The organism is Pseudomonadota bacterium (genome assembly GCA_039028155.1).
Classification (GTDB): Bacteria; Pseudomonadota; Alphaproteobacteria; order SP197; family SP197; genus JANQGO01.
The window spans coordinates 1-26,658 of the sequence record JBCCIS010000024.1; the positions used below are offsets into that span (position 1 = coordinate 1).

The window sequence follows — 26,658 nt, forward strand, 5'->3', positions numbered from 1 at the left end:
GACGTTGGAAAGACCGCCGTCCTTGGCGATGCGATAAATCATCCGCGAGCCGCCGGTCAGCGCCAGCAGGACGAACCAGTTGATGACCAGCGCCGAGCGCGGGTAGTCCTCGGCGCGGCTGAACAGGAAAAGGATCGGCAGGAAGATCAGGATCGTCAGCGTCACCGCCTTGGCGAGCGCATAGAGATCGGGCAGCGACGCATAGCGCCAGACGCCGCGGTAAACGCCGGTGCGCAGAAAGACCAGGCCCGCGATGGCAGCAAACACCACCACGCCCTCCAACAGGTAGGGCCGCGTCTGGGCGAACATGTCGTCGCCAAGGCGCAGGTAAAGCGCGATGACAAAGGAAAGCCCCGCCATCACCACGTCATGCACCATGGTGATGTGCGAACGCGATGGCCGATAGCGCCGTTTCATGCGGTTTCCGCCCTGTTCTGGCTGCGAAGATACCACAGGAAACCGGCGACCGTGACCATGCCGACCACCAGCGCGATCCAGGCCAGCCAGCCGCCCATGAGCGACGCATAGGCGCAGGCGACCAGCAGGATGTTCACGAGCGAGACGCGCTTGACGACCCAGGCATGATCACGTCCGCCCATGATCGCGGCCTGATAGGCGTGGTCGCGATGCGGCCGCCAGAACTTGCCGCCGCGCGCCATGCGCATGACCAGCGTCGTCGTCGCGTCGCCCCAGTAATAGAGCGGCAGCAACAGGGCGGCCATCCAGTGACCCATGGCGGCGGCCTGCCAGATCAACAGGAAACCAAGCAGAAACCCCAGTGTGACGCTGCCGACATCGCCCAGGAAGATCCTGGCGGGGTGCCAGTTCAGGACCAGGAAACCCGCCGCGCCACCGGCCAGGACCGCGGCCAGAGCCGCCTGGCTCCAGTCACCGCCCTGGCGCGACACATGGTCGAGGATCAGGATGGCAAGGCCGCCGGCAATGGCGATCGTCTCGGCGCCGGTCATGCCGTCAATGCCGTCCATGAAGTTGTAGAGGTTGATGAACCAGATCCAGGCAACCGCCAGGAGCGCCCGTTCGACCCAGATTGGGACCAGGCCGTCAAACAGCAGCACATTCTCCGGCAGCAGGCTGAGGACGAAGGCCACGGCCAGGATCTGCGCACCAAATCGCGGTAGCGCCGGCAGATCCTTGATGTCGTCCCACCAGGAAATGGCGGCCAGGACCAGCGCGCCGGCCAGCACCGGCCACATATGGGCCAGCGTGCCGGTGAACCAGCACAGGATGAACCAGCTTGGCAGGGCGATCGTGACAATCGCGAGCCCGCCGCCTCGTGGTACCGGCGCGCCATGGCTGGACCGGTCGTTGGGCCGGTCCATGATGTCGCGTTCGCGCAGCATCTCCAGTACCATGCGGGTCATGGCCCAAGTGGCAAACCCGGTCAGAAACGCGGCGAGCAGGGTAATCGTCCACATGGCGGTGGGTTATAGAGAAGTTTGCCGTCGGATGGCAGCACCGGCCCGCATGGCCCTGTTTGGGAGCTTGAGAGAGCGGCGGTGCGGTCCAAACGGTTGCCCGCGCGCCTTGGCCGGTGATATGCCGACGCCGCGGAACCGGTGAACAAGGCGTCTTGATGGAGATTGTCGACGAAAACAGCTCGGCCGCGTCGCGTTACGCGGCGTCGCTGGCCGCGGTGGCGTTGGGTGCATCGGTGCCGATCCTGATCCTGGGCCGCGCGGGCATGGCCGTGGCGATCGCCATTGCCATCATTGGCCTGGTGGTCACAAGCGACCGTTCGCGCCTGGTCTACGACGTTACGGCAGCGATCAAGACGCCGCTGGGCACGGCCGTCGCCGTCACCTTCGCATTGTGGCTGGTCAGCGTCATCGGCTCGCCGGAGGTGGCGCTGTCGGCCAAGATCTGGGCGCGCATGATCGCGCTTCTGGTCGCGGCCGTGGCGCTGGTCAGTCTGCTGCGCCGCGCGCCGCACTTGCATGACCTCGCGCTCAAGGCGCTGATCGTGACGGCGCTGGCCGGTGCTGCGGTGGGTTTGGTTACGGTGCTGATGTGGCCGGATCCGCTGCTCTCGCTGCGCGGTCACGGCGCCAACCTTGATCAAGCGAACCTCGCGGTGTCCGTGTTGAAGTCCTATGGCACGGCGATCGCGTGCGCGATGCCGGTCGTCTTGTGGGCTGGCTGGCGCATGGATGCGCGTTGGCGCGCACCGGCGGTCATCTTTCAGTTTCTGGCCTTGGCGCTGCTCATCGTGCTCGAGAGCCGCGCCGGACTGGTTGCCGCGGCCGTCGGCGGCGGCATCTTCGCCTGCTGGTTTGTCTGGCGCATCGGCCGTGCCTGGTTGATCGGCGCGGTTGCCCTGATCATGGCGGCCGGCATTGCCATTGCGTTTGCGACCAACGAGCGGAACAACCAGATCGAGGCCGCGCTCGACCTGCCGATCTGGTTGGTCGACGCGCACCGCCAGACGATCTGGGATGCTTCTCTGCAGCGCTTTACCGAAGCGCCGATCTTCGGCTGGGGCATCGACGTGATCGACAAACTTCCGGGCGCCAACGACATCGTGCCTGGATCCGGTGTCGAGTTCATTCCCTCGCACCCCCATAACTGGGCGATCGAGGTGCTGGCTGAAACGGGCGTCGTCGGTTTCGCGGCAATGTCTGTTGCGCTGATCGTTCTGGCTGTCGGTGGCATCCGCGCCACACGGCGCGATGGTGCACCGGGCGCCACGCTTCTGGCGGTGTGCGCCATCTTCTTTCTTGTCTCGCTGATCAGCTATTCGTTCTGGGCGTTCTGGTGGCAGGCGACATTCGTCCTGATGGCAAGCCTGGCGATCGCGCCGCTGACACCGGGTTTGGTGAGTTCCAGCCGGTCGCCTAAGGTGACGGCGACATGACGGCAAAACTGGGACATCCGTTGGAGGCTGGCCGCGAGGTCTTGCGCGAGGCCGCGGCCTGCCTTGGCCGCGCGGCCGATGGGCTGGGCGACGACTTCGTTCAGGCAGCCCAGGCTTTGTCGCGCGACGACAGTTTCACCGTCGTTATCGGCGTCGGTAAGTCGGGCCATATCGGCAACAAGCTGGCGGCCGGGTTGACCGGTGTCGGCCACCGCGCCGTCTTCGTGCATCCCCAGGAAGCGCTGCATGGCGATCTCGGCATGGCCAGCCACGCGACGCTTGCCATCCTGCTCAGTCACTCCGGCACGACGGAGGAGTTGATGGTCCTGGCACCGGCGCTGAAGGAGTTCGGTTGCCAGATCGCACTGATTACGGCGGTCAAGGAGTGTCCGCTTGCCGGTTATAGCGACTGGGTCATTGAAACGCTGGTCGACGAGGAAGCCGGCCTGCATCGTCTAGCCCCGACATCGTCATCGACGACGACACTCTCAATCGGCGACGCCTTGATGATCGCCAGCTTGAACCTGCGCGGCTTCACCGCCGATGAGTTCCGCCGCTATCACCCCGGCGGCCTGCTGGGGAAGAAACTCAAGAAGGTGCGCGACCTGATGACGCCGATTGAGCGGCTGGCGTGGTTGGGTCCGGATGACTCCATCTTTGACGTGCTGGAGAAGGTCGCGTTGGGCCGGCGTGGTTTCGGCGTCGTCAGCAACAAGTCACGCGACGAAGCCGTGCGCGCGGACGAGGTCGGCGTCATTTCCGACGGCGACATCCGCAACGCGGCGCGCGACCGCGACGGTTTTCACAACAAGACCGCCGCGGCCATCATGACGTCCAAGCCGACGGCCATCGACGCCGATGCCCTGATGGGCGACGCGTTGCGGCTGATGGAGACCTATCGCTATACGTTCCTTTTGTGCTCCGACAGCGACGGCACCCTGGTCGGGGCGGTGCAGATCCACGACTTGGTCGCCAGCGATCTGGACGTGACCGCACGGGCAGACCGATTGCCCAACGGCGATTGAGCCATGAAACGCTGGTACGTCGCCCATACCAAAGCACAGAGCGAGCGCCGGGCGCTCGACCATCTGACCAATCAAGGGTTCGAAGCGTGGCTGCCGGAGTTCAACAAGCGGCGCCGTCACGCACGCCGCACCGACTGGGTGCGCCGCCCGCTGTTCCCGCGCTATCTGTTCGTCCACTTGGATCTGGATGCCGAGCGGTGGCGCAGCGTGCTCGGCACCGTCGGCATCCAAGCGTTGGTCGGTGGCGCCGAAAAGCCGACGCCGATGGCCGATGCGGTCGTCGAGGCAATCCGCGCCCGGGTTGATCAGGAAGGGCTGGTGCGTATCAATCCGGCCGAGACGCTGGAGGCCGGCGATGCCGTCAGGATCGCCGACGGACCGTTCGCCGATCTCGAAGGGATCTTCCTGGACATGGGCGATAACGAGCGGGTCGCGATCATGCTCAGCCTGCTCGGGCGCGAGGTCAAAGTCACCGTCAGCGCGGACCAATTGGAGCGCGCCTGACGCCATCGCGGATGGCGCCGGACTCTCCCGCATGCCCGTCGTGTTCGACTTGACATCAGTGTTCGATTTATGAACAAGGTGGTGAAACGGACCGGCGATGTGGTGCCGGTTCGCCCATGAAACGGATGGGCCGCAAGCGGTGACAACCCGGCGCGAAGCAAGCGAAGACGAGGCAATCCGCCAGATTCTGGATCGTATCGACGGTGACCAGAACGTGTCGCAGCGCGACCTGGCCGATGAGCTGGGCGTCGCGCTGGGCATGGTCAACGCTTACATCAAGCGCTGCGTCCACAAGGGGCTCGTCAAGATCCAGCAGGTGCCGCGCCGGCGCTATCGTTACTACCTGACGCCTCAGGGTTTCGCCGAAAAGAGCCGGCTGACCGCACAGTACCTGTCGGATTCGTTCGGCGCGCTGCGCCGCGGTTTGAGCAGCTTCGACCGTCTTTATGGCGATCTGGCCGAAGCCGGGCATTGCCGCGTCATCCTGTGCGGCGACGACGAACTGGTCGAGGTCGGTATCCTCTCCAGCCTTTCGACGCCGGTCGAGATTGTCGGCGTTTTCAATCCGCTTGGGACCAGTCACACCGTGCGTGGCGTCCCGGCGATTGACCCGTCCGATCCGCCGGAGGCAGACCGTTGGGTCCTGGCCGTCGCCAAGAACGGCGAGGAGGCTTTCGCCAAGCTTGAGGAAATCGTCCCGGCCGATCGGATCATCATGCCGGACGTCCTGCACCTCTATATGTTGCGCAGCTCGTCAGCCGACCGTGGCGCCGCCTGATTGTTATTGGCTGGCCGCGTAGGCGGCGAAGGCCACCGATGTCGGCGGCCCCAATCGTTCCAGCAGAAAGAACGACCAAACCGGCGCTGTCGCCAGTCGGCCCGACGCGAAGTCTGGCGCCAGCGGCGCGCGGTAGTCGAACGACGGCACGAACTCATCCAGGCGCACGGTCGATTCAAGCGCGGCGATCTGAAAGTTGGTCGCCTGGCGGTCCGGTCGGACGGCGATCACATAGGTGAAGAAGCCATGGCTCACGAGCTCGTCGAACAACAGGAACCCGGCATCGCCTGACACCATGTCGGACGGCAGATCGTTGATGTGGACCGTGCGGTAGGCCACGCCGCCATGGTCGGCAGGCGGCGCATGGCTGAGGCCGCCGGGCGCGAGCGCTGCCTGATCCTCCAAGCCTCTATTGTTCGTCTCGACCGTGACCGGCGCCATGTCGACGACGAGCGGCAGGTCGGGCGGCAGGTGCTCCTGCAGCCATGCGCGCGCCTGAAGCCGGGTGTCGTCCTGGGCCATGAGCCACGCCATCCACCCGGCGGTGGCCAGCGGATAGAGCAGGGCGATGGCAGCCAGGCCCACGACAAGTCTTGAGAGCGCGCGGCGTCGGCCGAGCCAACGCGCCAGTCTTGCCGCGCCGCCGCCGGCGCCCAGCGCCAGCAGCGGTAGCAGGGGAACCAGGGCCGCTTCGTCGCCCAAGCACCAGGCGGCAACGATGAGACCGATGGCGAAAGCGGCGGCCAACAAGGCGGCCGTCACCGGCCGTGTGAGGACAAACGACAACACGCCGACGACACCGGCAACCGCCAACACCGGGTCGGCGCGCAGCACAGCGCCGACATAGTCGCCAACCGTCATGGGCCCACCAGCGGCCATGCCGCGGTCAAAGCTGACGGACGGCATCAGCCAGAAGACCACGATGACGAGAGCGACGACCAGCGCCAGGACCAAAGGTATGAGGCCCGCCGCGGTCGGCCTGCCAAGCCAGCGATGGGCGCGCCAGATCACGAGCCATAAGGCGAAACCCGTCGCCGACCAGCCAAGCGCGGTGTGGCCAAGCAAGGCCGCATACCATGACGTGGCAAGCAACGCGGCGGCGACCAGGCCGGCGACAGGGCTGTCGAACAGATCAAGGGCCAGGCGCCAGGCCAGCCAAACCGTCGCGGTGGAAAGCAGCAGGCTCAACAGACGCCCGGCGACAAGCACGCCATTATCCGGCGGCACCCCGACAACGCCGGCCATTTCGCCGGGTATCAAGGGGAACGGCAGGCCATAGTCCAAGCCGATCAGCCGCAAGGCGACGGCGATCAGCAGGATAGGCGCGACAAACCAGACACCGGTCCGGCTGACAGGATGCTCCATGGCATACCCTGGAAACACTTCGGCTGTGTCTGTTTACCATCGCGACGCCTGACGACGAATAGGGTTTGCTTTCCCTGCGTCATCGGATCGCTCGACATCCCCCTTGCGTCATGGCATGCGGGGGGATCTGGAAGCGCGGCATCGCCAGTGGGGGACGACGGCACGTGATGATCTTGTGGCGCAGCTTGGATCTGCCGCGGCGTGCAATGCGCCGGCTGAAGGGCGACAAGCGCGATTACCGGCACTTTCTCTTCGAAGACCTGAAGGCGCGGCTTGGCGAGCGGCGCGTCGCGAACGTGCTGGAGATCGGCCCGATGGAGGCCGACGACACCAAGCGCTTGCTGACCCTGGTGCCCGATCGCCTGACACTGGCGGAAATGCCGCAGTGGACGGAGCACCTGGACAAGAACCTGGCTGCCAAGGGCATCGCCGACCAGGTCGAGATCCGCGTCGGGAATGTCATGTATGACACCATGTTCGATGACGTCGTGCCGTTCGATCTCATCTGGTGTACCGGCGTCCTCTATCATAACCCCGAGCAGCTTCGCATGCTGGCGCGGCTCTACGACTGGCTGGCGCCCGACGGCCTCTTGGTCATGGAGACGGCGACCGCGCGGCGCGGCCTCTTGCGCAGCCAGAACTGCGTCGAGATCTGGCACGATCAGCCCAAGGCGGCGATGACACGCGCGCACCTCAGCATGAACGTGACCCATGTGCCGTCGCGCAAGGCGGTCGGCGCCTGGCTCGCCATGGTTGGTTTCGACGAGATCGCCTTGTCGTCCTGTCATGCCCGTCAATCGTACAGTCTGGCGCAGAACCGGGTCGCCTACATCGCCCGGCGCGCCGCCGCGACGGAGCCGGAGAGCTACTACGTTCACTCCGGGCGAACCTTCCCGATCGGCCGTGCGTTGTGACAGGCCAACACCGGTCCTATGCACGACGCTTGCAACGGGGTCTTTTGAGGTGAATGCTGCACTGCAGCATATTGATTTGTGGCCGAAATCGGCCAGTTTTCATAGTGTTCAAGAAATGAACTTGACGGCGGCGTTCATTAACTGAACATTGTGGCCAGGCTGGTGGCGCCAAGCGGCAAAAAATGCTGTGCACCCGGCCTGCGGTAGCATGCCGAAAGCCCAGATTTTCCTCACCAACAGCCCTTCTCCATGACCTCTCGACGTTTCGATACGCCGACGCCGGATCTGAACGGCGCCTCCATCCTGGTCACCGGCGGGACCGGCTCCTTTGGTCGCGCGTTCGTCAAGACGGTGCTTGAGCGCTATGAGCCCGCGCGGTTGGCGGTGCTGTCGCGCGACGAACTCAAGCAGTTCGAGATGCAGCAGGATCCCGCCATCAGCCAGAAGACCTGCATGCGATTCTTCATCGGCGATGTGCGCGACGTCGGTCGCCTTGAAAGCGCGATGCGGGATGTGGATATCGTGATCCACGCGGCCGCGCTGAAGCAGATCACGACCGCCGAGTACAATCCGTTCGAGTGCGTGCACACGAACGTCATGGGCGCGGAGAACATTGTCCAGGCTGCCATCCGCATGGGAGTCAAAAAGGTCGTCGCGCTTTCCACCGACAAGGCGGCCAACCCGATCAATCTCTATGGCGCCAGCAAGCTCGCGTCCGACAAGATCTTTGTTGCAGGGAACAACATGGCGGGGTCGGTCGGTACACGGTTTGCCGTGGTGCGCTATGGCAATGTTCTGGGATCGCGCGGCAGCGTCGTGCCTGTGTTCCGCAATCTTCTTGCCGATGGCGCGACGGAACTGCCGGTAACGGACGCGCGCATGACGCGGTTCTGGATCACCCTGCAGCAAGGCGTCGACTTCGTTCTTTCCTCGCTCGCCATGATGACCGGCGGTGAGATTTTCGTGCCCAAGATCCCGTCGACGACCCTGATCGATCTGGCCCGCGCGCTGGCGCCAGATGCCGCCCACAAGGTGATCGGCATTCGCCCCGGCGAGAAGCTGCACGAAATCATGATCACCGAAGATGACTCACGCTCCACCGTCGAACTGGACGATCGTTATGTCATCGAGCCGGTGTTCAGCTGGTGGGATACCGATCCCTATCTGGATAACGGCGCTTCCCGTGTCGAGGACGGCTTCGTGTACGCCAGCAACCGCAACGGTGAAACGCTGGACGCAGAAGGTCTGATCGGCCTCCTGAACGAAGCGGGCGTATGAGCGCCGAACCACCCTTCCTCCCCTACGGCCGCCACACCATCGAGGCCGACGATATCGCCGCTGTCAGCGCGGTCCTGAAAAGCGACTTCCTGACCACCGGCCCGGCGGTTGATGCCTTCGAAACCGCCTTTGCGGCCGCCACCGGAGCGCGTCATGCGGTCGCGCTGAGCAGCGGTACCGCCGCCCTCCACCTGGCGACGCTGGCCTTGGGGCTTGGTCCGGGCGATGCGGTGGTCGTGCCGTCGATCACGTTTGTCGCAACGGCCAATGTCGCCGAATTGGTTGGCGCCGACGTGTTGTTCGCCGATGTCGATGCTGACACTGGTCTCATGACGCCGGCGACGCTGGAAGCGGCCCTGGCGCGCCGTGGCGATGCAGCACCGCGTGCGGTTTATCCCGTTCACTTGAACGGCCAGTCGGCAGACATGGCTGGGATCAAAGAGGTCGCTGATCGTCATGGTCTCAGAATTGTCGAGGATGCGTGCCACGCCCTTGGCGGCACGGCGCATGACCGTCCGGTCGGCGGCTGCGTCAACAGCGACATGGCGATGTTCTCACTGCATCCGGTGAAGACGATTGCGATGGGTGAGGGTGGCGTCCTGACGACCAACGATGACGACCTCGCCGCTTCGCTGCGCGGCTTGCGGAACCATGGTCTGGTTCGTGACGCCGCGCTGTTTGAGAACGGTGCCATGGCGTTCGATGCAGAGGGCGACGCTAATCCCTGGTACTACGAGCTGCACGCGCCGGCCTTCAACTACCGTGCCAGCGACATTCACTGCGCGTTGGGAACCAGCCAGCTGTCGAAGCTCGAGCGGTTTGTCGGCGCGCGGCACAAATTGGCGGATATCTACGATGAGGCCCTTACACCGCTTGCACCTCAGGTCCGGCCGGTGTCCCGGGTTTGCTATGGCTCAAGCGGCTGGCACCTCTATGCGGTGCTGATCGATTTCGATGGCATCGGTAAGGAGCGCGCGGCGGTGATGCATCAGCTCCGGCAAAGCGGCATCGGTACGCAAGTTCACTACATTCCCGTCCACCGCCAGCCCTATTACCGTGAGCGCCACGGCAACCTCGATCTGCCCGGCGCCGATGCCTATTACGGACGCTGCTTGTCGCTGCCACTCTACCCGACGATGACGAATGCGGATGTCGCACGCGTTGTCGCGGCATTGCGTGAGGCGACGGGACGACATTGAGATCCGTATGCATTGTGCAAGCGCGTTTCGGGTCGACAAGGTTGCCGGGAAAGGTTCTGGCTTCGCTTGGCGAACGAACGGTGCTTGCCGAGGTGTTGCACCGCTGTCGATCGATACCGGGCATCGACGATGTCTGTTGCGCGGTACCGGAAGGTCATCGTGATGATGATGTCGCCGACGAAGTCGATCACTCAGGTGTGCATCTCGTTCGCGGGTCGCACGATGATGTACTCGCGCGCTATGCCAAGGCGGCCATTGAAACCGAAGCCGACATCGTGATGCGCGTGACGAGCGATTGTCCGTTGATCGATCCCTACCTCTGCGGTGACGTCTTGTCATTGCGTCAAACGGAGAATGCCGACGTTGCGGCCAACGACTTCGAGCCGGCGTTTCCGCATGGTCTCGACTGCGAGGTCTTCACCGCGGATGCGCTGCACCGCGCCGATGCAGCGGCGACGGAGATGTCCGATCGCGAACACGTTGCCCCATGGATCAGGCGCGAGTTGTCCTTTAGGCGCGCTTCGCTCGTGGGACCGGGCGGCGAGATGGCGCGGCAGCGATGGACGCTCGACTGGCCGGAGGACTTGGACTTCATGCGCGAACTGTTTGCGCTGGGCGAGACGCCGCTGCGGTGGCAAGAGACGTTCGGCTTGATCAAGCAGCACCCGCACCTAGACGCCATCAACCAAAATAGGTTTGTCGAGCGCGTGGCGGACGCATGAGCCTGCGGTCGAATCTTGTTGCGCCAATCTCTCGGCTGGCTCGCGACGGCGTCAATGTCGCTCGCAGCTGGTCGCCGTCGCGGCGTGCCCAGGTGCGCGAGTACACGACACGTCGTCGCGTCGGGTTGGCGATACTCCATGACCTGAGTTCGCGTGACACACCCGATCCGGTGTTCACGAATGTGCTCGTCGATGGCCAATGGGACAACGCGAATTTCTGGACCCGGTACGCATTCCTGCGTCGCGCCCTTGGTCTGGCAAAGGTGAACGAGGTCGGCGTCGTTGGCGAATTCAGCCGCGATCCCGTTGCCGAAGCATTCACCGCGTTTGGTATCGACGACGTGCGAGACTTCGGGCGGCATGTCAGACATCGTCGGCGCTTTCGCCGGCAAGCCGAAGACCTGCTGTCGCGCACAAGCCGGCCGGAAGAGATCCTGGCCTGGCAGTTGCCGAACGGCTTTCCGGCGACAATCGTCTATGACGGTGTTTTGAAGCGGCAGCGCCGCGGTGTCGTCGATCTCAACGATCCCATGTTGGTCGACTACGTCGCCGAAGCGCTTTCGGCCGTCCAGCATGCCGACGACCTTTTAGAAGACTGCCGGGCCGACTTGCTGGTGACGAGCCATGCGGTCGACTTCGCCCACACCGCACTCATTTGGGCGGCGGTTACCCGTGGCGCGAAGGTCATCGTGCTCTATGGCGACTACGGCAGTGCCCGCTTCATCCGGATCGACGGGCAAGATCAGGTGTTCAGCTATCCAGGGCGACCGAACCGGGGGGACTGGGAGTCACTGTCGCCCGTGCAGTATGCGTCGCTTGCCGAAAACGGCATGGCCTACCTACGTCAGCGCTTCGGTGGTGACACCGGCGATGTGGGCGCCGTGTATGCCTATCAGCGCCGGAGCGAACGGGTCAGCCGGCGCGATATCGCGGCGCATTACGGTTGGGATCCGCAGAAGCCGATCATCGCCGTCTATGCCTCCAATTGGTTTGACTATCCCCACTTCACCGACAGCATGCCGTATCGCGACTTCGTCGATTGGATGGCGATCACCATCGACGCGGCAACCGCCAATAGCGACGCCAACTGGTTGTTCAAGGCCCATCCGTGCGACGAGTGGTACGGCAAGATCAACGGCGTGACGTTGGCCGACATGCTGGCCGATAACGACCAGGACCACATCGCCTTGATGGAAACATCATGGACAGGCCACGACGTCCTGGAGGCGATCGATGGACTTGTCACCTGTCACGGAACGGCCGGTATCGAAGCGGCGGCCGTTGGCACGCCGGTGCTTGTGGCCTATCCCGGTTGGTACAGCGACGCCGACTTCGCCGTTACCTGCCGCAGTCCCGAGGCATATGCGGCAACACTTGAGACGGCCTGGTGGACAGCGTCGGACATGGCCGCGTGCTCCAGACAGGCCCGCGCCTTCGCGGGCTGGTATTTTTGCGTGCCAGACTGGCAGGGCAGCTACGTCTTTCCCGACGACGCCAACCAGAACGCGATCTGGCGGGGGTTGCCGAATTTCCTGAACGAACACCGCGACGCCATCGACAAGGAGATCGCCATGCTCCGCGAATGGACCGTTGCGGCGGACCCCTACTATCACGTCTTCAAGATGAGCCGCGCGCTCGGTTATCGGTCCCCCGAACGTGAAAGGGGACTTGTCGAGGGCATTGCCGAAACGGGAGCCGCGGCGTGAGCGACATCGTGAGCTTGCGTTGCGATGGCGGTCCGCAGATGGGGTTGGGCCACGTCTATCGATGCCTGGGCTTGGCTGAGGCGCTAACTGATTTCGGCTGGCGTCCGGTGTTCGCCTCAGAACATCCGACCGACAGTGTCGCGTCCATCATCGGCGGGCATTTCGAGTTGATTGACGTCACCGGCGACGAGCGCGAACAAGCGGCAGAGGTCGCCAAAGCAAGCGACGGTCACGTGGCGATGGCGGTGGTGGATCACCCGGCGCTCGGTGGCGACTATCTCGGTCACTGCCGGCCGTTTGCTGATCATCTGCTCGCCATCGATGACACGGCGCAGCGCCGGTTTCTGGATTGCGACACCTTGCTCAATCCCAATCTTGGCGCGGAACGTCTGAACTATGACGGGTTGGTGCCGCAGAGTTGTCAGCAGTTATTGGGTGGCGCCTACGCGCCCTTGCGGTCTGCGTTCGCGCATCAGCGGGAGGCCTCGTGTGCAAGGCGACGGGGGACCGACAGCGTGCAGAAGGTTCTTGTCGCTTTCGGCGGGACCGATCCTGTCAACGCCACGCATTTGGCGTTGAAGGCTCTTGCGCTGTCCGAGACCGATGCCGCGATCGACGTCATTCTCTCATCGGCGGCGCCACATCTTGGCGACTTGCAGGAGCAGGCGGCCGGGCACGTCCGGTTCCACATCGACGTTCCGGATCCCGCGCCGCTGTTGGCGGCGGCTGATGTCGCCATTGGTGCCGGCGGCGTCTCCGCCCTTGAGCGGTGCGTCCTCGGGCTGCCGACAGTCCTTGTCGTGATCGCGGAGAACCAGCGCGGTCTGGCCAATGCGCTTGGCGAGAGCAACGCCGCTGTTGTGGCCGGTGATATCGAGACGCTCAATGCTGCCGATCTGGCGGACGTCCTGAAACCGTTGTTGGCAGACCCCGAAGCACGCGGTGTCATCGCCGGCAACGCCGCCGCGCTCTGCAATGGCCGTGGCGGTCACGAGGTCGTATCGGCAACGATTGGCACACATCGATTGGGCATGGCCGCGGGAGAGAACTGATGCGCGATGTCACCATTGCCGGCCGCCCTATCGGGCCTGCGCACCCGCCCTATGTGATCGCCGAAATGTCCGGCAACCACAACGGCGACATCTCGCGCGCCTTTGCGATCATGGAGGCGTGCAAGGAGGCCGGCGCGGATGCCGTCAAATTGCAGACCTATACGGCCGACACGATCACGATCGACCATGACGGACCCGGCTTCACCATGGAAGGCGGGTTGTGGGACGGACGGACGCTCTATGATCTCTATACCGAAGCCCACACACCCTGGGACTGGCACGAGGATCTGTTCGCCAAGGGCCGAGAGCTCGGCATTACTGTCTTCTCCTCGCCATTCGATCCGACGGCGATCGATCTGTTGGCCAGCCTTGACGCGCCAGCTTACAAAATCGCGTCGTTCGAGATCGTTGATCTGCCGCTGATTGAGTATGCCGCGAAGACCGGCAAGCCGCTTGTCATCTCATCCGGCATGGCGTCGCTCGGCGACATGGCTGATGCGGTCGCCGCTGCCCGTGGCGCTGGCACAGGCGGCGTGGTGCTGTTGCACTGCGTCAGCGGCTATCCGACGCCTTTCGGTGACATGAACCTGAAGACCATCCCGAACTTGGCGGCCGCATTCGATGTGGTTCCAGGCCTTTCAGATCACTCCATGGGCGTTGCCGCGTCGGTCGCTGCGGTCGCGCTTGGCGCCTGCGTGATCGAAAAGCACGTGACATTGCGGCGCGCCGATGGCGGACCCGACGCCGACTTTTCCCTGGAACCTGACGAACTCGCCGACCTCGTTCAAAGCGTCAACGCGGCGCACGACGCGCTCGGCGACGTTGTCTACGGTCCAGTTGCCAGCGAGGCAACAGAGCTCGACGTCAGGCGATCGCTCTATGCGGTCACGGATATCGAGGCCGGCAACCTGCTGACCGGCGAAAACGTTCGCTCGATCAGGCCGGGCTTTGGACTTGCGCCGAAACACCTCCCCCGCGTTCTCGATAGGCGCGCGCGCCGGTACATCGCCAAGGGCACGCCGTTGACCTGGGATCTGATTGACGACACCGAAACTGCGGGCGGAAACGACAATGACTGATGAGACTTCGCCCCAGCTTTCGGCGTGGCGCGGCGATTTCGGCGCGGCGTATCGGCAGCGCAACCCGGTCGAGGAGACGGCGGTTGTCGCACGGGCGCGCATGTGGTCGCGCATCCTGCGGGCCACCGACGCGCAGCCGCCGCAGGAAGTCCTGGAAGCCGGCGCCAATGTTGGTATCAACCTGCATGCCCTCAAGCGGGTTTGTCCGGCACGTTTGATGGCCGTCGAACCCAACGATGCCGCGCGCAACGTGCTTGCCGAATCCGGCGTTCTCGATCGGTCAGACGTTCACGAGGGAACGCTTCAATCACTGCCGCTGGGGGACGCCGCCGCCGACCTTGTGTTCACGAGCGGTGTGTTGATTCACGTCGCGCCTGACGATCTGCCGGCGGCCTTCAGCGAGATTGTCCGCGTCGCAAGGCGCTATATCGTGCTTGTTGAGTACTTTTCCGATCAGCCCGAGGAGATCGAGTATCGCGGCCAGAAGGGTCTGTTGTTCAGGCGCGATTTCGGCGGCGCTCTGCTCGACGCTCATCCCTCGCTCACGTGCCTGGACTATGGGTTCTTTTGGCGCCGCTTGACCGGCCTGGGCAATCTGACCTGGTGGTTGTTCAGAAAACCCTGACATGCAGAACATCGTCGCGGTGATCGAGGCGCGGATGTCGTCGACCAGACTGCCGGGTAAGGTCCTGGCGGAAGTCGAAGGCCGGCCGATGCTTGAACTGATGATAGAGCGGGTCCGACGTGTGCCGTCGCTCGATGGCATTGTGATCGCGACGACGGAGAATGATGCCGACCAGCCGATTGTCGACTTCGCTGAGCGTCTGGGGGTCGGCTGTTGGCGCGGTAGCGAGGACGACGTCATGCGGCGCGTGCTGGATGCCGCGACGGCCTATGACGCGGACGTCATTGTCGAGCTTACCGGTGACTGCCCGGTGATTGATCCCGCCATCATCGAAACGACGATCGCCGCGTTCCAGGCAGCGGACGTGGTCTATGCGGCGAACGATCTGGAACAGACATGGCCCATCGGCATGAACGTCGAAGTCTTCACGACGGCGGCGTTGAAGGACGCCGAGCGGCGGACCAGTGACGCCGAAGAGCGCGAACATGTGAGCCCCTACATCTATCGCAATCCCGAGCGTTACCCGCAGATCAATGTCGCGGCACCGCCCGATGAGACGCGACCCGGCCTTCGCCTGACGCTCGACACGCCCGAAGATCTGATTGTCTTGTGCGCGATCTTTGAAGCCTTGGGCACAGACCCCGCGGACTTTTCGCTCCGCGATGTGCTGGTCTTCCTGGATGCCAACCCGCAGATCGCCGCGGTTAATGCCAACGTGGTCCATCGCTATGTCGTCTGAGTGCAGCGTTCTTCTCGTTGGGTGTGGCCAGGTTGCGGGCAGATACAATACCGGACCGAATGACGAGACGGTACTGACGTATGCGTTGGCGTGTCACCGCAGTCCGTCCGTCCGTCTGGTCGCGTGTGTCGATCCTGATGAAGTTGTGCGTCGAGAGTTTACCGCGACATGGCAGGTGCCCCATGCCTATGAGTCGCTGTCGTCGGCGCTCGATGCGGACACCTATGACATCGCGGTTGTCGCGAGCCCGACACCGACGCATGCAACGGTGCTGGAAGGCCTGCTTGCCTCGCCTGTTACCGCCGTTATCGGCGAGAAACCCTTGGGTGGTCAGACCGAACGAGCAAGGTCGCTTGTCGATGCCTTCGACAAAGCAGGCAAACCCCTAGCGGTCGCCTTCGTGCGCCGGTGGGATCCGGCGATGGTGGCGTTAAAGCAGGAAATCGCGAGCGGAAACTGGGGCGGTTTGCGCACTGGCGTCGGGTTCTATGGTCGCGGTGTCGTCAACAACGGCAGTCACATGATCGACCTCGTTCATTATCTGACCGGCGGTTCGCTCAGCATCCTGGCGGTAACGGGACGCCTTGACGATGGGGTTCAGGACGACCCTACCGTTGATGCCGTCCTTGCCGTCAACGATGAGGCAAGTATTCACCTTGCCGCGACAGATGGTCGCGACTATGCGTTCTTCGAGCTGACACTCGTCTTTGAGCGCGGCGTGGTCGTCGTCGAAGACTCCGGCTTTTCCATACGGCGCAGACCTGTTGTCGAATCCGGGCGGTTCCCTGGTGCCAGGTCCGTCGATGCCGGGGAATACGAACCGGCCCGCTATGGCGAGGCGTTTGTTGCGATGATGGAGAATGTGGTCGAAACAGTGGCGCACGGTGCACCGCTCGCCGGCGATGGCCGGTCGGCTCTCGAAGCGATTACCATGGCCGATGCTCTGCGTCACCGCGCCGCCGAACTTGAGAGCGTTGCATGAGTAACCTGGCTTTGTTCGGTGGCGCGCCGGTCATCGATTACGCGTTCAAACCCTATCGCACGATCGGCGAGGAGGAGCGCGAGGCCGTCGACCGGGTCATGAGGACCGGCGAGCTCTCCGGTTTCATCGGCGCATGGTGCGACGCTTTCAACGGCGGTCCTCAGATTCAGGCGTTCGAAGCCGCGTGGTGCGAAACGTTCGGCGTTCGCCATGCCGTCTCCTTGAACTCGAACACATCCGGCTTGTTCGCCGCGATGGGTGCTGTTGGTGTCAGCCCGGGAGACGAGGTGATCGTGCCGCCCTATACCATGTCGGCAACGGTCATGGCGCCGCTGATCTATGGCGGCATTCCGGTCTTTGTCGATATCGAGCCTGAGACCTATTGCCTCGATGTCGATCTGGTGCGCCAGGCCGTTACGTCGCGCACCCGGGCCATTCTCGTCGTCAACCTGTTCGGCCACCCCGCCGCGCTCCACGACCTTCGCGCCCTCGCCGACGAGCGGGGCATCGCCCTGATTGAGGACAACGCCCAGGCGCCGTTGGCGACCGAGCGGAACACGTTGACCGGCACCGTCGGCCATATCGGTGTGTTCAGTCTGAACTATCACAAACACTTCCACACCGGCGAAGGCGGTGTCTGCACGACAGATGACGATGATCTCGCGCAGCGCCTTCGCCTGATCCGCAACCACGGTGAGAATGTGGTCGACCCGTTGTCCATCGACGATGCGACGAACCTGGTCGGCTTCAACTATCGACTAACCGAGTTGGGCGCGGCGGTTGGTCTGGAGCAACTCAAGAAGGCCGACGCGCTGGTCGCAGGCCGTGAGGCCGTTTCGTTGCGCCTGAGTGACGGTGTACGCGGCCTGCCCGGCTTAACGCCGCCGATGATCCGCGATGACTGCCGCCATGTCTTCTATCATTGGGGCGCCCGCTATGACGAGAGCGCCACGGGCGTTTCCCGGGAGACGGTGGCGCGCGCCCTGGAGGCCGAAGGTGTTCCCGTTTGGCAAGGTTATGTCACGCCACTCTACATGCTGCCGGTGTTTCAACGCCGCCACGCCATCGGCCGCGACGGCTTTCCGTTCACCCTGACCGATCGAGAGTACGGTCGTGGTCTGTGTCCGGTCGCCGAACGTTGTCACGACAGTGAGTTGTTGGAGTTTCCAGTTTGTCTCTTCGATATGTCGGAGCCCGAGATCGATGCCGTCATCGATGCCTTTCATAAGGTGTTCGAGAATCTGGGCGAACTGTCGAATCGGGCCGAAGAGCTGGAGAGTTGATGCGGCCGTCCGTGATACCCGATGACCTGGGCGACGCTGCCGCGGGTTCTTGGCAAGTCGCGGGCAGTCTGCCGCGTCTTGCCAACCATGCACCGGAGCCGCGCGATTGACGGCGACGCTGATCTTTTGTCGTGATCCCGCTGCGGCAATCCAGGTCGCCGGCCTGTTCGCTGATCGTGAGGCGCAGCACGTGATCGGTAAGGCCCTTGATTGCCCAGACGCGCTTGATGAGGTTGTGTGTGTCGCTGAGCCGCCGGCGTCAGACATGCTTGCGCGTGAAGGTTTAGCCGTGAAGAGCTGGAACGCGTTTTTCGGCGACAATGACGCAGCGACGGTCCTCGGTCGCAACGGCGTTGCCCAGGTCGTTACCGGTACCAGTGACGTCGACGAAACTCGTGATGTCGCGCTTTGGCAGGCCGCTGCAAGGATTGGGGCAATGTCACTTTGTTTGCTGGACCGCGCCGATGAAGCGACGGCACGGTTCACCGACGACAGGGGTTCGATGTGCTTTCCCGATGTGATCGCCGTGGCCGATGATACGATGCGGAATGCCGCAATCGATGATGGGTTGCCGGCGAACAAGCTCCTCGTCGCGGGCAATCTGCGTCAAGCGCATACGGTTCATGCAGCGCGCGTTCTGGGAAAGACCGACAGAGATCTGGTGCGACGAGAATGGAGCGCCACCGATGAAACGTTCTGTGTTCTGTTCGCGAGCGAGTGCGGCAGAGAGGCAGCGTCCTTGGGTCGACCTCAACGGTTTGACGAGATAACGGCCCTCGAAACGCTATTGGATTGGTCGAAGACCGAACACTTCCGTGATGACGTCGCTGATGGACGTGAGACACGTTTGATCGTGCGGCCCCATCCGCGCGATCGTGCCGACAAGTATGAGGCGTGGATCGGCAAGTCTGTTGTCGGTGACGATGTCGGACGCCCCGCTATCGGCTCCTTGTTGGCTGCTGATTTGGTTGCTGGCCTCGAAACCTCTTTGCTTGAGGAGGCTGTTTGGGTGGGAACGCCATCGCTATGTCTTCTAACGCCTGCAGTCGGAAGTCCGAGTCCATGAGCATGACGCGATACCTCAAGCGGACCTTTCCGCTGACCTGTGACTTCTCCGTCGCCACGCGCCATTTCCTGCAGCGTCTGGGCAAGCGCCATGCGCCGCAGGACTGGGCCGGCGACATGCCGGCGATGTCCGATCGCGCGGGTCTCAGTGACCTGCCGGCGGCGATGTTTTTGCGATTGATCCTTGAGAACGGCTATCGGGAAGTCACCGAAATAGGAACCTACACCGGTGAGCGTATCTCGACATTGAAACGGCTTGTGCCAGACATCACTGCCCACGGCATGGATATTGGTCCGCGTTTCGATACGCCATTCGAAAGCCACGGCGTCGACTTTCAGCGTTTCAACACAGCGTTTTTTGAAGGCCCGATGGACAAGGGTCTGATGATCTGTGTCCAGACGTTGGTGTGTTTCACCGAAGCCGAAGTTGATGCGCTGTTCGCCGCGTGCGCGAAGGGTGGGGTCGACTTGGCCTTCTTCGAAGTTCAGCCTCTCTTCAGTGTTGGCGACGCCGCGCCGATTGACCGGATCAAGACCGGCGGTACGGGCTGGTATCACAATTACGAAGAGATCATGAGACGACATGGCTTTACCGATCGGCTGACCGGTGCCGACAAGGTTTGGTCGCACACCAGCCACACCAAGACGCTGGAGCAGTACCGCCCCTATTACGCCACCGCGCCGGCCGGCTCGGGCAGTTGAGCGCACACGCGTGATTCTTTCCGCCCATCAGCCGGTCTATCTGCCGGGCGTCATCTTCTTCAACAAGCTCGCCTTGTCTGACGGGTTCGTCTTTTTGTCGGATGTCACGCTTGCACGCGGCCGCAGCTGGCAGACCCGCAACCGTATTCGCCAGGGCAATGATGCGGGTTTCCTCTCTGTGCCGGTCAAGCGGAAGGGCAAGTCGGATCAGAAGATCTTTGAAACACGGATTGACAGTGAACAGAACTGGCAGCATCGGCATGTCGCCAGTCTGCGCCATGCCTATGGCAAGCGGCCTTACTTTACGACCTACTTCGACGACCTCGCAGCGATTATCGAGCGGCCATGGGACTATCTGAGTGATCTCAACCGCGCGCTCATCTGTCATCTGGCCGAGTGCTTCGGTCTGTCGCCGCAATGGCATGACAGCCGCGACTTTGATGTGCCGGATGGCAAGAACGAAAGGCTGATCGCGTTGGCTCAGCAGACCGGCGCCACGTCCTATGTCTCGAACGTGGGTTCGATGACTTATGTCGACGAAGCCGCTTTTACGGCCGCCGGCATTGAGCATCTGTGGCAGCTCTTTGAACACCCGACATGGGATCAGGGCGCGCCCTTTATCGAGAACCTCAGTGCCGTTGATTTGCTGTTCAACGCCGGCCCCGATTCCCAGGCACTTATCCGGTCTTGCGGCACATTCCGTGCTGAGCGACCTGAATTGTCGTCTGTCGACAATGAAGCCGCGTCGCAGATGGCGTCATGACTGTCGCTCTGTCGACCGCGCGCTTGAGCCTGGAGCCGTTTTCGGATCGCTTCCTGACGGATACGTATGTTGCATGGTTGAACGACGAGGAAACAGTGCGTTACAGCGAGCAGCGACATCGTAGCCATAGTGTGGAGAGTTGCAGGACTTTCGTGGTTGCCGCCACAAGCCCGCCAAACCTCATGTGGGCTATCGTGCGCAAGGAGATGGACGACCACATCGGTAACGTGACGGCCAGTGTGGATGAACGAAACGGCGTTGCCGATTTGGGGATGATGATTGGTTCGGCCAATTGCCGAGGACGAGGCTATGGCGTGGAGGCCTGGGCGTGCGCCAAGTCCTATCTGCTCGGTGAGCGAAACCTGCGCCGTGTCGAAGCCGGCGCGATGTCTGAGAACGCCGCCATGCTCGCCGTTTTTCAGTCGACAGGCATGACCGAGGAGGGCAGGCGTAAGGGTCACTTTCTCCTTGATGGACGGCCGGTGGACATGGTGCTGGTCGCGCAGGATAGGAGCTAGGCTCGTCGTGTTAGCAACGTCGGTTCGGCACGCCGTCAGTGACGCGCTCTGGCGGCGAAGCCTGAAGAAGCACCATAGCAACATGGGCTGGCGTCAGGCGCCACGCTACGTGCACTATCTCGACCGCTGCCGCGCCGCGATTGGAACAGGCGCGCAAACAAACGACGCGTTCCGCTCGGAAGTCGCTGAGTTTGCAAAGCATGGGGTGACATCGTTTCGCTCGTCGCAGACCGAGTCGTTGGCCAAAGGCATTGCGCAACGGATTGCCGAGAACGAAGCAGCCGGCCGCGATACATGGATTACCCAAAAGTCTGACGACAATATCGACGCTTATGCTGGCGATGTTTGGATGGACTTTCCCGAAGTGCGTGACCTGTTGCGCGGCCCGATCGGCTCGTTTCTCGCAAGCTATTACGCAACGCACGTCAAGTACTACTTTGGAAGCTGTTACCGTTCCAAGCGCCGCAGCAACCTGCCTGCCGGATCACAGCTCTGGCACAGCGACTCCGGGCCTGGCATCTGCACCAACGTCATGGTCTACCTGACCGATGTCGGGGCGCATGACGGTCCGCTGCAAGTTCTTCCCTGGCATGCTTCGCTGCCGATTTTCTTGCGTCAGCCTGGTGCTATGCGGTCCCGCCTTTCGGATTCCGAACAACCGCTCGACAAAATCGCCCAGCGCGAAATCCTTTGTCGGTACCACGAGGAGCAGATCAACGCCGGGCTGTCCGATCAGGTTCGCACGATGACGGGGCCGGCGGGGACTGTCATCCCGTTCTTCAACAACAGCCTGCATCGCGGCGGCTTTCCCGATACCGGCCATTCGCGCATCGCCATCGTGTTCCACTGCTACCCGTCGCATCGACCGACGAACTGGGCGCACTACGACACAGCCGGGCTGACGAAGCGCGGATCCTATCCCAGTGATCCGGCTGAAGATTTCTAGGGGCAACGCGTGAGCCGTTCACAGCCTTCGCTGTTTCGTCTGCTGGCGAGTGCCATCGTGCACCCGACGAAACCGCAGATGATGGTGCGGCCACTGCGCGCGATACTGCGGGCTCCCGTCTTCTTCGATGTCTCCGCGTTTTTCATTCAGGCGCGTGATCTCCTGCGACCCAACCGAACCGGGGACCACTACACCGCCGATGATCCGCACCACCGCAAAGTCCACGACTACAACGCGGGTGTGACGGAAGCGAAACGCATACACCGGACCCGGCGCACCGAGGAGTACTATCAGGTCCTGAACCTGCCGGCGCGGGATCTGTCGAACGAAAAGGTGTTGTCGATCGGTCCGCGAAACGTGCTCGAACTCTATGTTGCCTGGCTCTATGGGTTTTCGTGGTCGAACATCACCGGCGTCGACCTCTATTCGACCAATCCGAAGATTGTCGAAATGAACATGGAGAAGATGACCTTCGAGGATAACCTGTTTGACGCCGCCGCCATGTCATCGACTCTGGCCTATGCCGAAGACACGAAGGCGGCGTTGAGCGAAGTGTATCGCGTGTTGAAGCCCGGTGGCCGGTTCGTGTTCGGGCAGACCCACGTACCCGGTCAGTTGGAGTGGCCAGGTAATCGGTTCGATGGCGACGACATCAAGGCGATGCTCGATGACATCGGGTTTCGCGTGTTCTTCTATGAGCCGCATCCGAAGATCAACTCGCTCGGCCAACCGCAGACGTCGCACATGTTCGGCGTTGTCAAAGCGACCGGCGAAGAAGCCGGGCAAGACCTTGCCTCGCGGATCTAGGGAAACAATTGGCGGTCGTATCAATAATCTCTGAAAGGCGCACCTAGTGGCGGATGTGCCTTTTACGGGTGAGCATCGCGGCAAGCACATGCGCTTGCCGCTTCGCGCAGGTTTCTCCTTGATGACCTCGGCCGAGAAGAGGCGGTTCGCTCTTCTTGCCGTCTTTGCCGCGGCGGCCAGCTGTATCGATACGATTTCTCTTGCCGCTGTCGTTCCCTTTGTCAGCGTTATCGTCGATCCGTCGACACTGGAAACCAACCAGTATATTGCGATGGCCTATGACGCGGTCGGGCGACCGGCTACGCCCGACTTTCTTTTCGGACTCCTCGTGGCGATTGTCGGCCTACTCGTCGCCTCGTCATGTCTTTCTTTCCTTGTGCAGGCTCAGGCCAATCGTTTCGCGGCGGGCTGCCAGGAGCGTTTCGGCAGGGACTTTCTGAAGACGTGCCTGGGTGCGCCCTATGTCTGGTATCTGCGCAAGAACGTTCTGGTCCTCGCGCGCATGTTCCACAACCACGTCGTCGTTTGGGGTCGCGACTTCGTTCTCCAGCTGCTGACGTTCTGTTCTCAGGCGTTCACGATCTTTTTGCCGATTTTGCTTCTGCTTGTCATGGCGCCACTTGCCGGGACGCTGGGTCTTGCGGTGGTGGCGATCATTGCGGCGATGCTTCTCTTCTTTATTCGCCGCCATACCGTGACGCTGCAATACGAAAAACGCTCGGCAGACGAGCGCAGTACGCTGCTGGTCAACCAGGCGCTCGCCGGCATCAAGGATATCAAGCTCAGCTCGCGTGAACCGACATTCGTTGCCATGTTCGGTCACTTCTTCCATGTGCTTTGCCGGACCCACGCCAAGATCGCGAACTGGAACCTGCTGCCCAATGCCATTGTTCTTTTGTTGGGACAGCTCGTTCTGGTCGGCCTGGCCTATGGCCTTTGGCGCGCCGGCCTGACGAGTGGCGAGATCACCTCGCAAATGGCGCTGGTGCTCCTGGTCAGCTCCCGCATCGTACCGGCGGTCAACCGGATTGGCGGGTCTGTCGCCGGCTTGTGGGGTGTCGCGCCGTGGATCGAGGGTCTGATCGAGACATTGTCGGAGATCGAGACGGACAAGGACGACGGCCGGGCGCCGCAACCGGCCGGCAAGGCCTGGCAACGGATCGCCCTGGACCATGTCACGTTCCGCTTTCCGGCCGCCGAGCGGACGGCCCTGGTCGACCTTTCCATCGAGATCGAGCAAGGCAAGTCCTATGCGATCGTCGGCCCGTCGGGTGCCGGCAAGAGCACGGCTGTTGATCTCCTGCTCGGCCTCCTGACGCCCATGGCCGGCCGCATCACCGTCGACGGTACCGACATCGACGATTTCGGCATGCGTAACTGGCAGGCCGGCATCGGTTATGTGCCGCAGTCGCCTTACATGACCGACGGCTCGTTGCGCGAGAACATCGCCTTCGGTGTCCCGCCGAGCCAGATCGATGACGACCGCGTGCGGGCATGTCTGGAAATGGTCGATCTGATCCCGCTTCTCGGCGAGCTGGAAGACGGGCTGGAAACCCGGCTGGGTGACCGGGGTGTCCGGCTATCCGGCGGCCAGCGCCAGCGCGTGGCGATCGCCAGAGCGCTTTACGACGCGCCTGATCTGCTGGTTCTCGATGAGGCGACCAGCGCGCTCGACAACATCAGCGAGAACGAGGTCCGGAACGCGATCGCCAGGCTGCATGGCCACGTCACGACGGTCATCATCGCGCATCGCCTGAGCACGGTGCGCCAATGCGACAAGCTGTTCGTCCTGGAGCAAGGGCGACTGGTGGCCGAAGGCGCATACGATGAGCTGCAGCGGACGTCACCGCTGTTCCGGTCACTGGCGCTTCACGAACGGGATGGTGACGTGGCCCATCTGGCGACTCAAGGCTGAGCGATGTTCGACGTTCTGCTTCGTAAGGCTCGCACGCTGCTTCGTGACCCCGAGCTTGCGATCAAGGGCAAGTTCGCCGCCGGTGACCACGCGCGCGCCAATGCCTATCTGGAACGTGAGGGTGTTCAAGCCTATCTCCAGCGCGGTCGCGGCGACGAGATCGCGCCCCATCCGGTTGACCTCGCGCGGCTTCACGCGCTGGTGCGCAAGAAGAAGCCGCTCGCTGTCATGGAGTTTGGCATTGGGTTCAGCACCATCGTTTTCGCCCACGCGCTGATGCTCAATCAGCGCGAAACCGGTGCGGAAGGTCATCTTTGGTCGGTCGATTCAAGCCAGGAATGGATCGACAATACGCAAGAAAAGCTGCCGGACGACTTGCGTCCGTTCATCACGCTTTGCTTCAGCACGGTCAGCATCGCGGAGTTCGAGGGCGAGCTGTGCCATCTTTATGACGAGCTGCCCAATGTCGTGCCGGATGTTCTGCTGGTCGATGGCCCGTCACCGGCCGACGTAGGCGGTGACATCAGGGGCCTTGCTTTCGCGACGGCTGACGGCGAAGGCGTGCGCTCTCCCATGTCGGCGGATGTTCTGTTCTTGGAGAGCACGCTGCCCGATGGGTTTGTCATGCATGTCGACGGGCGCTACGCCAACATGCACTTCCTGCGAAGGCACCTTAAACGGCGCTATCGCTTCTCTTGGAATCGTGTCCATCGGTTCTCAACATTTCGCCTTGTCCGATAAGGAGCGATTGCGAGCAATGACATCATCGACAGCGATATCGGCGTGGTGAAGGCAGGCATGGCGACCTTTAACGGTTTCGATTCTGCCATGCTGATCGCGGAGATCGCGCAAGCCCACGACGGTTCGCTGGGCACGGCGCACGCCTATGTCGACGCGGCCGCCGATGCCGGCGCCGATGCCATCAAGTTTCAGATGCACATCGCCGAAGCCGAGTCGACCAAGGACGAGCCCTGGCGCACGCGGTTTTCCTATCAGGACGAAACGCGTTTTGACTACTGGCGGCGCATGGAGTTCACCCGCGAGCAGTGGCAGGGGCTGCGCGACCACGCGGGCGAACGCGGCCTGCTGTTCGTCGTCTCGCCATTCTCGCATAGCGCCATCGATCTGATGGTCGACATCGGGGTCGACATCCTCAAGATTGCCAGCGGCGAGGCGCTGGCAATAACGAGCCTGCTGCCCAATGACGTGTCGTTGCCGATCATCGCGTCGACCGGCATGAGCCAGTGGCGCGAGATAGACGCGACGATCGAGGCGTTGCGGGCGAGCACAGGCGCCTTCGCGCTCCTGCAATGCACGTCGCAGTATCCAACACCCTATGACCGGGTTGGCCTCAACGTCATGGAGGACATGCGGGAACGCTATGACTGTCCGGTCGGGTTGTCTGATCACTCCGGCACGCCGTATCCCGCTCTCGCCGCGTTGGCCCGCGGCTTTGGTTTGATCGAAGTCCACGTCACGTTCGACCGACGCATGTTCGGCCCGGATGTCTCGTCGTCGCTCACACTGGATGAGTTCGCGCTCGTCGCCCAAGCCCGCGATGCGTTCCGCGCAATGGACCAGGCGCCCGTTGACAAGGATGCGATGGCCGGCACCCTGCAGGATCTGCGCGGCATGTTCTCCAAGAGCCTGGCCGTCACGCAGCCGCTTAAGGCCGGCGATATCCTGGAACGCGATACCCTGACGTTCAAAAAGCCGGGCACGGGCATTCCCGCGTCCGAACGCGATAACGTCGTGGGACGGCGACTGAAAAACGCTGTCGAACCCGACAGTGTTCTCACGTGGTCGGATGTGGAGTGAT

The 26,658-nt window shown here is 62.6% G+C and carries 27 protein-coding genes; 24 read left to right on the forward strand and 3 right to left on the reverse strand.

All coding sequences use genetic code 11. From position 1 onward, the window contains the following. Positions 1–417: polysaccharide biosynthesis protein (locus tag AAF563_13825; protein ID MEM7122357.1), on the reverse strand; the 417-nt coding region annotated here is incomplete at its 3' end. Then, positions 414–1,436: a glycosyltransferase family 4 protein gene (locus AAF563_13830; protein ID MEM7122358.1), complete on the reverse strand. Its 1,023-nt coding sequence runs from the start codon at positions 1,434–1,436 to the stop codon at positions 414–416. The genes AAF563_13825 and AAF563_13830, both read right to left, overlap by 4 nt. Before the next feature lie 158 nt (positions 1,437–1,594). Between AAF563_13830 and AAF563_13835 the strand changes: the two genes are divergently transcribed. The 4 genes from AAF563_13835 to AAF563_13850 all read left to right on the forward strand — a co-directional run bounded on the left by AAF563_13835 (position 1,595) and on the right by AAF563_13850 (position 5,179). After that, positions 1,595–2,872 carry an O-antigen ligase family protein gene (locus AAF563_13835; GenBank protein ID MEM7122359.1) on the forward strand — a complete coding sequence of 426 codons (1,278 nt, stop codon included), beginning with the start codon at positions 1,595–1,597 and terminating at the stop codon, positions 2,870–2,872. Next, complete coding sequence (locus AAF563_13840; protein ID MEM7122360.1) at positions 2,869–3,897, forward strand: KpsF/GutQ family sugar-phosphate isomerase; 1,029 nt, start codon at positions 2,869–2,871, stop codon at positions 3,895–3,897. Before AAF563_13835 ends, AAF563_13840 begins: the two co-directional genes overlap by 4 nt. 3 nt (positions 3,898–3,900) lie before the next feature. Further along, entirely contained in the window at positions 3,901–4,401 is a 501-nt protein-coding gene (locus AAF563_13845) for a transcription termination/antitermination NusG family protein (protein ID MEM7122361.1), read from the forward strand. 139 nt (positions 4,402–4,540) lie between these two features. Next, complete coding sequence (locus AAF563_13850) at positions 4,541–5,179, forward strand: winged helix-turn-helix transcriptional regulator (protein ID MEM7122362.1); 639 nt, start codon at positions 4,541–4,543, stop codon at positions 5,177–5,179. A 3-nt stretch (positions 5,180–5,182) separates the two neighbouring features. Here AAF563_13850 and AAF563_13855 read toward each other — a convergent pair whose 3' ends face one another. Next, positions 5,183–6,544, reverse strand: a complete 1,362-nt coding sequence (locus tag AAF563_13855) for a hypothetical protein (GenBank protein MEM7122363.1) — start codon at positions 6,542–6,544, stop codon at positions 5,183–5,185. Between the two features lie 167 nt (positions 6,545–6,711). Between AAF563_13855 and AAF563_13860 the strand changes: the two genes are divergently transcribed. From AAF563_13860 to AAF563_13955, 20 genes are all read left to right on the forward strand, one after another. Further along, on the forward strand, positions 6,712–7,458 hold the full coding sequence (locus AAF563_13860) for a class I SAM-dependent methyltransferase (GenBank protein ID MEM7122364.1): 747 nt from the start codon (positions 6,712–6,714) through the stop codon (positions 7,456–7,458). A 249-nt stretch (positions 7,459–7,707) separates the two neighbouring features. Next, positions 7,708–8,736, forward strand: a complete 1,029-nt coding sequence (pseB, locus tag AAF563_13865; GenBank protein ID MEM7122365.1) for a UDP-N-acetylglucosamine 4,6-dehydratase (inverting) — start codon at positions 7,708–7,710, stop codon at positions 8,734–8,736. Then, positions 8,733–9,935, forward strand: coding sequence for a UDP-4-amino-4,6-dideoxy-N-acetyl-beta-L-altrosamine transaminase (pseC, locus tag AAF563_13870; GenBank protein MEM7122366.1), 1,203 nt, complete (start codon positions 8,733–8,735; stop codon positions 9,933–9,935). Before pseB ends, pseC begins: the two co-directional genes overlap by 4 nt. 14 nt (positions 9,936–9,949) lie before the next feature. Further along, positions 9,950–10,657, forward strand: coding sequence for a glycosyltransferase family protein (locus AAF563_13875; protein MEM7122367.1), 708 nt, complete (start codon positions 9,950–9,952; stop codon positions 10,655–10,657). Beyond that, on the forward strand, positions 10,654–12,363 hold the full coding sequence (locus tag AAF563_13880; GenBank protein MEM7122368.1) for a hypothetical protein: 1,710 nt from the start codon (positions 10,654–10,656) through the stop codon (positions 12,361–12,363). The genes AAF563_13875 and AAF563_13880 overlap by 4 nt, the downstream gene beginning before the upstream one ends. Further along, positions 12,360–13,415: a UDP-2,4-diacetamido-2,4,6-trideoxy-beta-L-altropyranose hydrolase gene (gene pseG / locus AAF563_13885; GenBank protein ID MEM7122369.1), complete on the forward strand. Its 1,056-nt coding sequence runs from the start codon at positions 12,360–12,362 to the stop codon at positions 13,413–13,415. Before AAF563_13880 ends, pseG begins: the two co-directional genes overlap by 4 nt. Next, a complete protein-coding gene (gene pseI, locus AAF563_13890; protein MEM7122370.1) occupies positions 13,415–14,494 on the forward strand; it encodes a pseudaminic acid synthase in 1,080 nt (359 codons plus the stop codon). The genes pseG and pseI overlap by 1 nt, the downstream gene beginning before the upstream one ends. Beyond that, on the forward strand, positions 14,487–15,119 hold the full coding sequence (locus AAF563_13895; GenBank protein ID MEM7122371.1) for a pseudaminic acid biosynthesis-associated methylase: 633 nt from the start codon (positions 14,487–14,489) through the stop codon (positions 15,117–15,119). Before pseI ends, AAF563_13895 begins: the two co-directional genes overlap by 8 nt. Before the next feature lies 1 nt (position 15,120). After that, positions 15,121–15,858, forward strand: coding sequence for a glycosyltransferase family protein (locus AAF563_13900; protein MEM7122372.1), 738 nt, complete (start codon positions 15,121–15,123; stop codon positions 15,856–15,858). Next, positions 15,848–16,840, forward strand: a complete 993-nt coding sequence (locus tag AAF563_13905; protein MEM7122373.1) for a Gfo/Idh/MocA family oxidoreductase — start codon at positions 15,848–15,850, stop codon at positions 16,838–16,840. The genes AAF563_13900 and AAF563_13905 overlap by 11 nt, the downstream gene beginning before the upstream one ends. Then, positions 16,837–18,123: a DegT/DnrJ/EryC1/StrS family aminotransferase gene (locus AAF563_13910; GenBank protein MEM7122374.1), complete on the forward strand. Its 1,287-nt coding sequence runs from the start codon at positions 16,837–16,839 to the stop codon at positions 18,121–18,123. Before AAF563_13905 ends, AAF563_13910 begins: the two co-directional genes overlap by 4 nt. 106 nt (positions 18,124–18,229) lie before the next feature. Then, positions 18,230–19,189: a hypothetical protein gene (locus AAF563_13915; GenBank protein ID MEM7122375.1), complete on the forward strand. Its 960-nt coding sequence runs from the start codon at positions 18,230–18,232 to the stop codon at positions 19,187–19,189. Further along, positions 19,186–19,890: a hypothetical protein gene (locus tag AAF563_13920; protein ID MEM7122376.1), complete on the forward strand. Its 705-nt coding sequence runs from the start codon at positions 19,186–19,188 to the stop codon at positions 19,888–19,890. The genes AAF563_13915 and AAF563_13920 overlap by 4 nt, the downstream gene beginning before the upstream one ends. Before the next feature lie 10 nt (positions 19,891–19,900). Then, positions 19,901–20,653 carry a WbqC family protein gene (locus tag AAF563_13925; GenBank protein MEM7122377.1) on the forward strand — a complete coding sequence of 251 codons (753 nt, stop codon included), beginning with the start codon at positions 19,901–19,903 and terminating at the stop codon, positions 20,651–20,653. Further along, positions 20,650–21,171 carry a GNAT family N-acetyltransferase gene (locus tag AAF563_13930; GenBank protein MEM7122378.1) on the forward strand — a complete coding sequence of 174 codons (522 nt, stop codon included), beginning with the start codon at positions 20,650–20,652 and terminating at the stop codon, positions 21,169–21,171. The genes AAF563_13925 and AAF563_13930 overlap by 4 nt, the downstream gene beginning before the upstream one ends. A 109-nt stretch (positions 21,172–21,280) precedes the next feature. Beyond that, positions 21,281–22,117, forward strand: coding sequence for a hypothetical protein (locus tag AAF563_13935; GenBank protein ID MEM7122379.1), 837 nt, complete (start codon positions 21,281–21,283; stop codon positions 22,115–22,117). A gap of 9 nt (positions 22,118–22,126) precedes the next feature. Then, on the forward strand, positions 22,127–22,924 hold the full coding sequence (locus AAF563_13940; protein MEM7122380.1) for a class I SAM-dependent methyltransferase: 798 nt from the start codon (positions 22,127–22,129) through the stop codon (positions 22,922–22,924). A 121-nt stretch (positions 22,925–23,045) separates the two neighbouring features. Next, entirely contained in the window at positions 23,046–24,839 is a 1,794-nt protein-coding gene (locus AAF563_13945; GenBank protein ID MEM7122381.1) for an ABC transporter ATP-binding protein, read from the forward strand. A 3-nt stretch (positions 24,840–24,842) separates the two neighbouring features. Further along, positions 24,843–25,580: a hypothetical protein gene (locus AAF563_13950; GenBank protein MEM7122382.1), complete on the forward strand. Its 738-nt coding sequence runs from the start codon at positions 24,843–24,845 to the stop codon at positions 25,578–25,580. Positions 25,581–25,637: 57 nt separating this feature from the next. After that, positions 25,638–26,657, forward strand: a complete 1,020-nt coding sequence (locus AAF563_13955) for an N-acetylneuraminate synthase family protein (GenBank protein MEM7122383.1) — start codon at positions 25,638–25,640, stop codon at positions 26,655–26,657. Position 26,658: the final 1 nt, after the last annotated feature.

Bases quoted from the DNA above. Each gene is read 5' to 3' on its own strand.
- AAF563_13830 (MEM7122358.1), bottom strand. From the start codon at position 1,436: ATGTGGACGATTACCCTGCTCGCCGCGTTTCTGACCGGGTTTGCCACT.
- AAF563_13835 (MEM7122359.1), top strand. From the start codon at position 1,595: ATGGAGATTGTCGACGAAAACAGCTCGGCCGCGTCGCGTTACGCGGCG.
- AAF563_13840 (MEM7122360.1), top strand. From the start codon at position 2,869: ATGACGGCAAAACTGGGACATCCGTTGGAGGCTGGCCGCGAGGTCTTG.
- AAF563_13845 (MEM7122361.1), top strand. From the start codon at position 3,901: ATGAAACGCTGGTACGTCGCCCATACCAAAGCACAGAGCGAGCGCCGG.
- AAF563_13855 (MEM7122363.1), bottom strand. From the start codon at position 6,544: ATGGAGCATCCTGTCAGCCGGACCGGTGTCTGGTTTGTCGCGCCTATC.
- AAF563_13860 (MEM7122364.1), top strand. From the start codon at position 6,712: ATGATCTTGTGGCGCAGCTTGGATCTGCCGCGGCGTGCAATGCGCCGG.
- pseB (MEM7122365.1), top strand. From the start codon at position 7,708: ATGACCTCTCGACGTTTCGATACGCCGACGCCGGATCTGAACGGCGCC.
- pseC (MEM7122366.1), top strand. From the start codon at position 8,733: ATGAGCGCCGAACCACCCTTCCTCCCCTACGGCCGCCACACCATCGAG.
- AAF563_13880 (MEM7122368.1), top strand. From the start codon at position 10,654: ATGAGCCTGCGGTCGAATCTTGTTGCGCCAATCTCTCGGCTGGCTCGC.
- pseI (MEM7122370.1), top strand. From the start codon at position 13,415: ATGCGCGATGTCACCATTGCCGGCCGCCCTATCGGGCCTGCGCACCCG.
- AAF563_13895 (MEM7122371.1), top strand. From the start codon at position 14,487: ATGACTGATGAGACTTCGCCCCAGCTTTCGGCGTGGCGCGGCGATTTC.
- AAF563_13900 (MEM7122372.1), top strand. From the start codon at position 15,121: ATGCAGAACATCGTCGCGGTGATCGAGGCGCGGATGTCGTCGACCAGA.
- AAF563_13905 (MEM7122373.1), top strand. From the start codon at position 15,848: ATGTCGTCTGAGTGCAGCGTTCTTCTCGTTGGGTGTGGCCAGGTTGCG.
- AAF563_13910 (MEM7122374.1), top strand. From the start codon at position 16,837: ATGAGTAACCTGGCTTTGTTCGGTGGCGCGCCGGTCATCGATTACGCG.
- AAF563_13920 (MEM7122376.1), top strand. From the start codon at position 19,186: ATGAGCATGACGCGATACCTCAAGCGGACCTTTCCGCTGACCTGTGAC.
- AAF563_13930 (MEM7122378.1), top strand. From the start codon at position 20,650: ATGACTGTCGCTCTGTCGACCGCGCGCTTGAGCCTGGAGCCGTTTTCG.
- AAF563_13945 (MEM7122381.1), top strand. From the start codon at position 23,046: ATGACCTCGGCCGAGAAGAGGCGGTTCGCTCTTCTTGCCGTCTTTGCC.
- AAF563_13950 (MEM7122382.1), top strand. From the start codon at position 24,843: ATGTTCGACGTTCTGCTTCGTAAGGCTCGCACGCTGCTTCGTGACCCC.
- AAF563_13955 (MEM7122383.1), top strand. From the start codon at position 25,638: ATGGCGACCTTTAACGGTTTCGATTCTGCCATGCTGATCGCGGAGATC.